The following is a 7,858-nucleotide window of genomic DNA, read 5'->3' on the forward strand; positions in this document are numbered from 1 at the left end:
GCGAGCGCGTGGTGTCACACCAGCAAGCGAGGTATTTCCCGATTCCAGTTCTCGGAGTAGACGCGCCGCTTGCCGTGGATCTCGTCGGACTCGTACGCATCCAACTGTGCTGTGATCACGAACTCGTCCGGTGTCGATGTCAGCACCGTCCGGGTCCGCACCTCCGTCTGCCAGTCCCCTCGACCGAGATAGCGCACGGTCTGGGTCTCGCCGCGCGCCGACTCCACGTCGTTCCCCTGGAAGCTGAACCACTCGGTCGTTGCGCTCCGCATCGTGGTACCGGTGTCTTCGACGAAGAGTTCTCCCTGGTCGTCCTTGATCTCGAGTGTGGTCACGCCGGTTTCGAGATCGCGCGAGGTCCGCCAGTGGTGTTCGCCCGGCTCGACCCGTGTGACGGCGGAGGATTCCGCACCTTCGGGCTCACCGAACGCGGGCAGCGCCGAGTCCTCGGCGTCGCGTCGCGGACGCACGGGCAGGCTCAGACGGCTTTCGCCGGTGGTCACCGTGAGGGTCGCGAGTTCGGGCGCCGGCCACACCAGCGGAAAGTACGAGGTGGACAACGACAAGCGGATGCGATGGCCTGCCGGGAACTCCTGCGCCATCCCGTTGAGCTTGACGCGCACCCGATACTTGCGACCCGGCTCGAGCGGCTGCGGGTCCGCGCTGCCGTCACGATGCGTGAGGTTCAGCAGACCGTAGGTCACTCGCGTCGCCTGGCCGTCCGGAGCGACATCGCTGAGCCTGGCCGCGACCATCGCCACCGGCTTGTCGGCACTGATCTCGAGATCGAGCTTCGGCAGGCCGACCACGTCGAGCGGTTCGTCGAGGGCTTCGGTTTCGAAAACGAGTGCGCCGCCGTCCTCTTCCCGCTGATCGGAGGGCAGGTCGGGAGTGGCCGCGTACGAGGCCCACTTGCCACCCGCCATCCCCAGGCTCAGCGGTGAACACACCGCCAGGTCCCGGCGCTCCACGGCGTCCGGATCGGCGTCCTGGTCCAGTCCGAAGCGCGTGAGCGAGTACTCGCGGCTCTCGATGCCCGGCGCGGGCCACGACGGCTCGGAGATCCATGTACCCGGCCGCTCGGGGTAGCGCGGGTGCGGCGGGACGCTGCCCTGCTTCCACATGCGGAGCATGGGTTCGTCCATGATGCCGTTGTCGATCCCCTTGAGCCAGTAGTCCCACCACCGGACGACCTCCTGCAGGAACCCGATCTCCGGACCGGGCACTCCCTGGTGCGGGTACTTGTGACCCCACGGTCCGATGAGTCCCTTACGAGGGACGTCGAGGTTCTCCATCAGCCGGAAGATCGCGTTGGTGTAACCGTCGGCCCAGCCGCCCACCGCGAACACGGGACATTGCACGTCCGCGTAGTTCTCGTTGACGGAGGCACGCTTCCAGTAGTCGTCCCGATGTTGATGCTCGAGCCACTTCTCGACCCACAGTCCGCTGCCCTGCAATCGTTCGTGCCACATCTCGCGCCACCGGTCGCCGACGATCGCCGGGTCCGGCGCCATGCTGTTGAAGGCGAACATCACGGTGGCTTCGGACAGGTTGTCCGACAGCAGGCATCCACCCATGTAGTGCATGTTGTCGACGTACAGATCGTCGGTGGCGGACGCGCTGATGATCGCTTTGAGTGCCGGTGGCCGCTTCGCGGCAACATGGAGGCTGTTGAAGCCTCCCCACGAGATACCCATCATGCCGACGTTGCCGTCGCACCAGGGTTGCTGCGCGGCCCACTCGATCACGGCGCACGCATCGTCCTGCTCGGTAGGGAGGTACTCGTCCTCGAGTACCCCGTCGGAGTTGCCGCTGCCGCGCAGGTCCACCCGGATACAGGCGTATCCGTGGCCGGCGATGTACGGGTGGTTGAGCTCGTCTCGCGCTCGGGTGGTATCCCGGTGCCGATACGGAATATATTCCAGCACAGCGGGAACCGGGTTGCTCTCGGCTCCGTCCGGAAGCCAGATGCGAGCCGACAGCCGACAGCCGTCGGGCATCGTGATGAAGGTGTTCTCGATGACGCGAACACTGTGGGGAAAGGATGTCACTGTCTGCACGAGTACCTTCCTGTCGATCGGTTGAACAAGTCGCAGGCAGGAAGGGCCTAGTCGGAGATTTCGTCGATCCCGAACGGCAGCAACTCGGTCGCACGATCGAAGTACTTCTCGAGCCCGCCCACGTCGTCGGCACCGATGTACAGGGTCGCGAGGACCGTCCGGTAGCCGTCCTGGTTGGGCAGTTCGGACAGCCGGTCGCCTACCCGAACCTTGATGTCCACCACCGTATCCGGGATCTCCTCGCAGACTCGGGCGAGATCGTCGGCGCTGGGGACGCTGCGCACGATACCGTCGGAGTAGTAACCGACGTGGCACTGAGCCGCGTGGCGGAACTTGCCCTTGCGCGGTTCGATGCGCGGTTCCACGCCGAGCGCGATATCGATCGCCACCTCGTGGTTCGACGTTCCGTCGACCTTGACGAAAAGGTCACTGTGCGACTGCGAGATGCGGGTGTTGACCTCGATGAGCGACAGCTTTCCCGTCTTCTCGTCCCACATGAACTCCGTGTTGAAGCAACCGTTGTCGAAACCGACGTGACGCAGGTACCGCTCCGTCAGATCGATCATGCTTTGCTGCACATCCTCGGGGACCGACTGTGCCGGGTAGTCGAGCCTGTCGAAGCTGTGCCCTGCCGCATCCTTACGCATGTCGAAGAAGCCGTGAATGCGGTACTCGCCGTTGAACATCGTGCCTTCGGGCGCGACCTGGATACCCGTGATGATGTCTTCGGCGAGGCACATGTTGCCGCCGACTCCTTCGAGTTCGGGCGGCAGTTCCACCAGGGACAGCACTTCGTCGAACGCGTCCCCGACCCGGCCGATCTCGGCACGGATCTGCTCGAGTGCAGCGGCGAACTCCTCGGCGCTGTTGATCTCGAATCCGAGTTGCGACGAGTGGGACTTGATCGGCTTGACCCAGAACGGGAAGGAAAGGTCGATCGAATCGAGCGCGTTGTCGTCGAAAGGATCGAAAACCGCGAAGCCCGGGACACATTCGGGAATGCTCTTCCGCTGCTCGATTCGGCTCCACGCCTTGTGCTCGCACTGGAGAATACTGCGGAGTGTCGGCGCGGGCAGGCCCCGTTCGGCGGCGAGAATCGGAGCGAGCACGCTCGTCGGGAAATCCCAGTGCGCGACGATCCCGTCCACGCTGCCGTCGAACTCGTCGAGTTCGCGGCGTGCCCGGTCGAGCAGGTCTCGGAACACATAGGTCTCGGGCTCGACCAGTGACTCGTAATCCAGAAGGCCGTGGAACCGGAGTTCGTCGGCGTTCGAAAGAGTGTCGAGCTTGTCACGCTGCTGATCGGTCAGGGCCGGGATGAATATGTTCTTGTGCATCACCAGTGGGTGCCCATGCAACGATTCGATAAACATCTCCCGCAAATGCCCAGCAACACCGCCGAGTGTGTTTGTCCGGTTGACCGCCGGGCGAGTCCCGTCGGAGGATCGTGGGCACGAGGGACAGGCGGGAGGATCGGCGCCGGTCGCGCCACGGCCGGCACGTACTCTCGTCTGGTGCAGATCGAACCTCGTCCCTTGGACGACCCGGACGTGCAGGCCCTCATCGACGAGGTTCAGCTCGAGTACGTGCGTCGCTACGGCGGGCCCGACCACACCGAACTTCATCCGGAACAGTTCGCACCCCCACGCGGGCTGTTCCTGCTCGCACATTCCGGAACTGCGCCGCTGGGCATCGGAGGCTGGCGCGCGTACGACGCGGGGCATCCCGGTCTGCGCGACGGCGACGCGGAGATCAAGAGGATGTACGTGCGTGAGGATTCGCGGCGACGCGGCATCGCGCGGCGCCTGCTCGACGCGCTGGAGCGAACCGCAGCGGACGCGGGACGTCGCCGGATGGTGCTCGAAACCGGCACTGCGCAACCGGAAGCCATCGCGATGTACACCGCAGCCGGGTACGCCCCGATGCACGAGCGGTTCGGCGTCTGGGCCGACTCGGAGTCTTCGCTGTACTTCGCCAAGGGATTGCCTCGCATCCGGCTCGCGGCGGAGGCAGAACTACCGTTGCTCCAGGACATCGAACGGGCGGCGGGCGAACAGTTCGCTGAACTGGGCATGACCTTCGTCGCGGACGACGCCCCGCCGACGGTCGCGGAATTGCACCGTTATCTCGCCGCGGGCCGGAACTGGGTGGCGTTCGACGAAGGCGGTGCGCCGGTGGCGTACCTGATCGCCGAACCGGTCGACGACGCGCTCCACATCGAGCAGGTCTCGGTGCATCCCGGTCACGCTCGGCGCGGCGTCGGTCGCGACCTGCTCGCCCACGCCGCCGGGTGGGCTCGCGATCACGGGTACAACGCCATGACGCTCACGACCTACCGCGACGTTCCCTGGAACGCGCCCTATTACGAACGTCTCGGCTTCCGCATTCTCGGCGACGGAGAACTCACCCCGGGGCTGCGCCGGATTCGCGCACACGAAACGGAGCTGGGACTCGACTACCGTCCACGCGTTGCGATGCGGCGCGAACTCGGTTCGTAGGCACCGCACACTCGAACGCGGTGTCACACCGCGATCGCTGCGGCATCCCCCTCGAGGATCGCGTTGTGCGCGCGGCGCGGGGTCACCGCGTCGCCGACGCGGTACACAGGAATGCTGCTGTCGCACAGTTGTTTCCAGAGTTCGTCCACGGATTCCTGATGGGCGACGACCACCACGGCGTCGGCCACGAAGGGCCGAGCCGTGCCGGTCCGGTGATCGACGAGCGACACGACCGTCGCGTCGTCGGCGTCCACGACTCCCGTAACCATCACGTCGGTGATCTGCGTGATCCCCGCAGCATGGGCGCGACGCGTCCATCCGTCCATATCGAGGGTGAGGCCGAGATCCTGTCCGACGATCATGCCGCCGGTGCACACCGTCACGGTGCAGCCACGTCCGGCGAGAAGTTCGGCCACCGACGTCGCCTGATGAAAACCCAGATCGTCGACCACGAGCACCCTCCCCTCCGGATCGGCGCGACCCTCGAGCACGTCGCGGACGTCCACGACCTTCGCGGAGTCTCCGGCCCAGACGGGCCGCTGAGGCCGGGCACCTGTCGCCACGATCACGGCGTCGGGCCGGTAGGCGCGGACGAAGTCGGCGTCGACCTCGAATCCGGTCCTGATCTCGACGCCGGCCCGAGCGCATTCCGCCTCGAGGCTCGTCACCATCCCTGCCAGTTCGCCGCGGTGCGGTGCGGTCGCCGCGGCGCGAATCTGCCCACCCGTCCACGGCTCTCGCTCACACAGGATCACGGAGTGCCCGCGACGAGCGGACGTAGCGGCAGCCTGTAGTCCGGCCGGTCCACCACCGACCACGAGCACCCGGCGGCCCGGCATCCGCGGCGCAGGCAGGGGCGTGGATTCGCGGCCCGCGCGCGGGTTCACCGTGCACCCGATCCACCGGCCCAGACCGACCCGCCCGATGCATTCCTGGTTGCAACCGATACACGGCCGCACCTCCGCGTCGCGTCCACCGAGAGTCTTCCCCGCGAAGTCGGGGTCGGCGATCTGTGCCCGCACCGCACCGACGAGGTCGCAGACCCCCTCTGCCAGCGCGGAGCGGACCTGGCCGGGTGTCGTGAACCGTCCGACGCCCACAACGGGTAGCGACACAACCGCGCGGAACGCAGCGGGCACGAACAAGGAGTATCCGTGCGGCGTGGACATCGGCGCTTCGACGAGATGGAGCGTTTCGGTGGCCACACCGACCGACGTGCTGAGGTAGTCGACGGCATCCGTCGCATCCAGCATGCGCGCGACCTGCACCGCATCGTCGATGCCGATCCCGCCGGCGGTGCCGTCGTGGCCGCTCAGACGCACCCCCACGATGTACTCGTGCCCCAGCACGGACCTGACCGCGGCCACGACCTCGAGGAGCAACCGGGCACGACCGGTCGGATCGCCACCGTAGCGGTCGGTGCGGCGGTTGGTCCCCGGTGCGAGGAAGGCGCGCAGGATCGACGCCTGCGAGCACTGGATCTCGACACCGTCGAATCCGCCGTCGGCACACCGCCGCGCGACCGCCGCGTAGCCGGCGGTCAGTTCGGCGATCTCGTCGCCACCGATCGCCGCCGGCACTTCCCGGAACAACGCGTCGGGTTCCGGTCCCGGTGCCCACAACGGCCGGCCCGTGTACATCGAGCTTCCTTGTGCACCGTTGTGGTTGAGCTGAGCCAGGATTCGTGTGCCGTGCGCGTGCACCGCGTCGGTGAGGCGGCGGTACCCGGGTAGCACGGCGGGATCCCAGCCCCGTATCAGCTTCTCGTACGGCCGATCCGAGCGATGCACCGTGTGTTCCTCGGTGACGATCATCGCTGCCCCGCCGCGTGCTCGCGCCGTGTAATACGCGATGTGCTGGTCGGTGATCTCCCCGTCGACCGCGAAGTTCGTCAGGTGGGCCGGGAAAATGATCCGGTTGCGCAACGTGGCCGGACCGATCCTGAGGCTGTTCCCGGGATCGGGACCGGCCGTGTTGCGCGACACCGGCTAGACCTTGGAGTTGCCCTGGTCGAGCGCCATCTGGCTGCCCGTGATCGTCTTCGCACGATCGCTCGCGAGGAACAGCACCGCGTCGGACGTGTCGTCGGGATCGGCGATCGGCTTCTCGGTGAGGATGGGTGCGAAGTTGGGGAGCCAGCCCGGGAAGCGCTCGAACATCTTCAGCGACCCCTGATCGGTGCCCATCGGGGTCTTCACGCCGTACGGGTGGATCGAATTGACGCGGATGTTGAACTCACCCAGTTCTTTCGCAGCAGCCTGGGTGATGCCGACGAGACCGAACTTGGCAGCGCCGTAATGTGCCTGTCCGGGCATCGCCTTCAGTCCGGCGACGGAACTGACGACGATGATCGAACCGCCGTTCCCGGCTTCGATCATGGCGGGCGCCGCCGCCTTCAACGTCTTGAACACGCCCGTGAGGTTGATGTCGACGAGTTCTTCGAACTGCTCGTCGGGCATTTCCCAGAATCGGTTCCAACTGCAGATGCCGGCGTTCGCGACAACGACATCGAGCCGTCCGAACTGCGCGACACCCTCGTCGACCGCAGCGCGCAGAGCGGCACTGTCGCGGACGTCGGCGATGCGAGCGACGATCTTGCCCCCGGCCTCCTCGACGAGTCGGACGGTCTCACGGAAGTCGTCTTCGGTCGCCTGCTCGTAGGTGATGTACTCCGATACCGGCTTCGCGACGTCGATGCCGATGATCGACGCTCCTTCCCGGGCGAACCTCAGGGCGTGGTTACGCCCTTGGCCTCGCGCGATACCGGTGATGAAGACAACCTTGCCGTCGAACTCGCCCATGGAGATCCTTCCAGATCGGTCTATGCAACAGGTTACAGTTCCGAGGCGAGACGGTGCCCCTCCCGGATCGCGTCCCGCACCGTCCGAGGAGCGATGCAGTCACCGATCTCATCCAGCCCCGGACGGCGCGATCTGTCATCCGGTAGTCCCACTGAGCAGTCCACGAGTGCGGCCGCACGCACGGTGACCTCCGATTCGGTTACTCGATGGACGAGACGCACCCCCGACGAGTCGACCGCGCGCACCCCGACGCCGAGGTGCCGCCGCACGCCCGCACGCTGCAACCGGACGTTCGCCGCGACCAGATCGCCGGTGGGCGCCAGCCTCGATCCCGGTATGGGGTCCGGCGTGGCGTAGTGGACCGCGCGCCCCGGCGCGACGAGGTGCTCCGCGACAGCGACACCGAGCCGGCCGCCTGCGGGATCCCAGACGACGACATGATCGGGGACCGTGTCCGGGTGGTCGAGGGCATACGCGGCCGTGACGTAGCGGCCACCCC

At 66.5% G+C, this 7,858-nt stretch carries 5 protein-coding genes and 1 pseudogene; 1 reads left to right on the forward strand and 5 read right to left on the reverse strand.

The features are described 5' to 3' along the window. Nucleotides 1–14: 14 nt before the first annotated feature. Together TVH25_RS10885 and TVH25_RS10890 are read right to left on the reverse strand one after the other, a co-directional pair. Nucleotides 15–2,060 carry a CocE/NonD family hydrolase gene (locus tag TVH25_RS10885; protein WP_169651229.1) on the reverse strand — a complete coding sequence of 682 codons (2,046 nt, stop codon included), beginning with the start codon at nucleotides 2,058–2,060 and terminating at the stop codon, nucleotides 15–17. Nucleotides 2,061–2,107: 47 nt separating this feature from the next. After that, the gene (locus TVH25_RS10890; RefSeq protein WP_169651230.1) at nucleotides 2,108–3,397 is read right to left on the reverse strand and encodes an ATP-grasp domain-containing protein; all 1,290 of its coding nucleotides are present in this window, start codon (nucleotides 3,395–3,397) and stop codon (nucleotides 2,108–2,110) included. A 177-nt stretch (nucleotides 3,398–3,574) separates the two neighbouring features. Here TVH25_RS10890 and TVH25_RS10895 point away from each other — a divergent pair, with 177 nt between their 5' ends. Then, entirely contained in the window at nucleotides 3,575–4,558 is a 984-nt protein-coding gene (locus tag TVH25_RS10895) for a GNAT family N-acetyltransferase (RefSeq protein WP_422424129.1), read from the forward strand. A 23-nt stretch (nucleotides 4,559–4,581) separates the two neighbouring features. Here TVH25_RS10895 and TVH25_RS10900 read toward each other — a convergent pair whose 3' ends face one another. The 3 genes and pseudogenes from TVH25_RS10900 to TVH25_RS10910 all read right to left on the reverse strand — a co-directional run. After that, nucleotides 4,582–6,543, reverse strand: coding sequence for a mycofactocin system FadH/OYE family oxidoreductase 2 (locus TVH25_RS10900; RefSeq protein ID WP_422424131.1), 1,962 nt, complete (start codon nucleotides 6,541–6,543; stop codon nucleotides 4,582–4,584). A gap of 3 nt (nucleotides 6,544–6,546) precedes the next feature. Next, nucleotides 6,547–7,359, reverse strand: coding sequence for a mycofactocin-coupled SDR family oxidoreductase (locus TVH25_RS10905; RefSeq protein WP_169619548.1), 813 nt, complete (start codon nucleotides 7,357–7,359; stop codon nucleotides 6,547–6,549). Between the two features lie 32 nt (nucleotides 7,360–7,391). Continuing rightward, a pseudogene (locus TVH25_RS10910) lies at nucleotides 7,392–7,858 on the reverse strand (2,4-dienoyl-CoA reductase); the annotation flags it as partial.

The sequence above is a fragment of the Rhodococcus sp. 7Tela_A2 genome (genome assembly GCF_049311045.1).
Taxonomy (GTDB): Bacteria; Actinomycetota; Actinomycetes; order Mycobacteriales; family Mycobacteriaceae; genus Rhodococcus.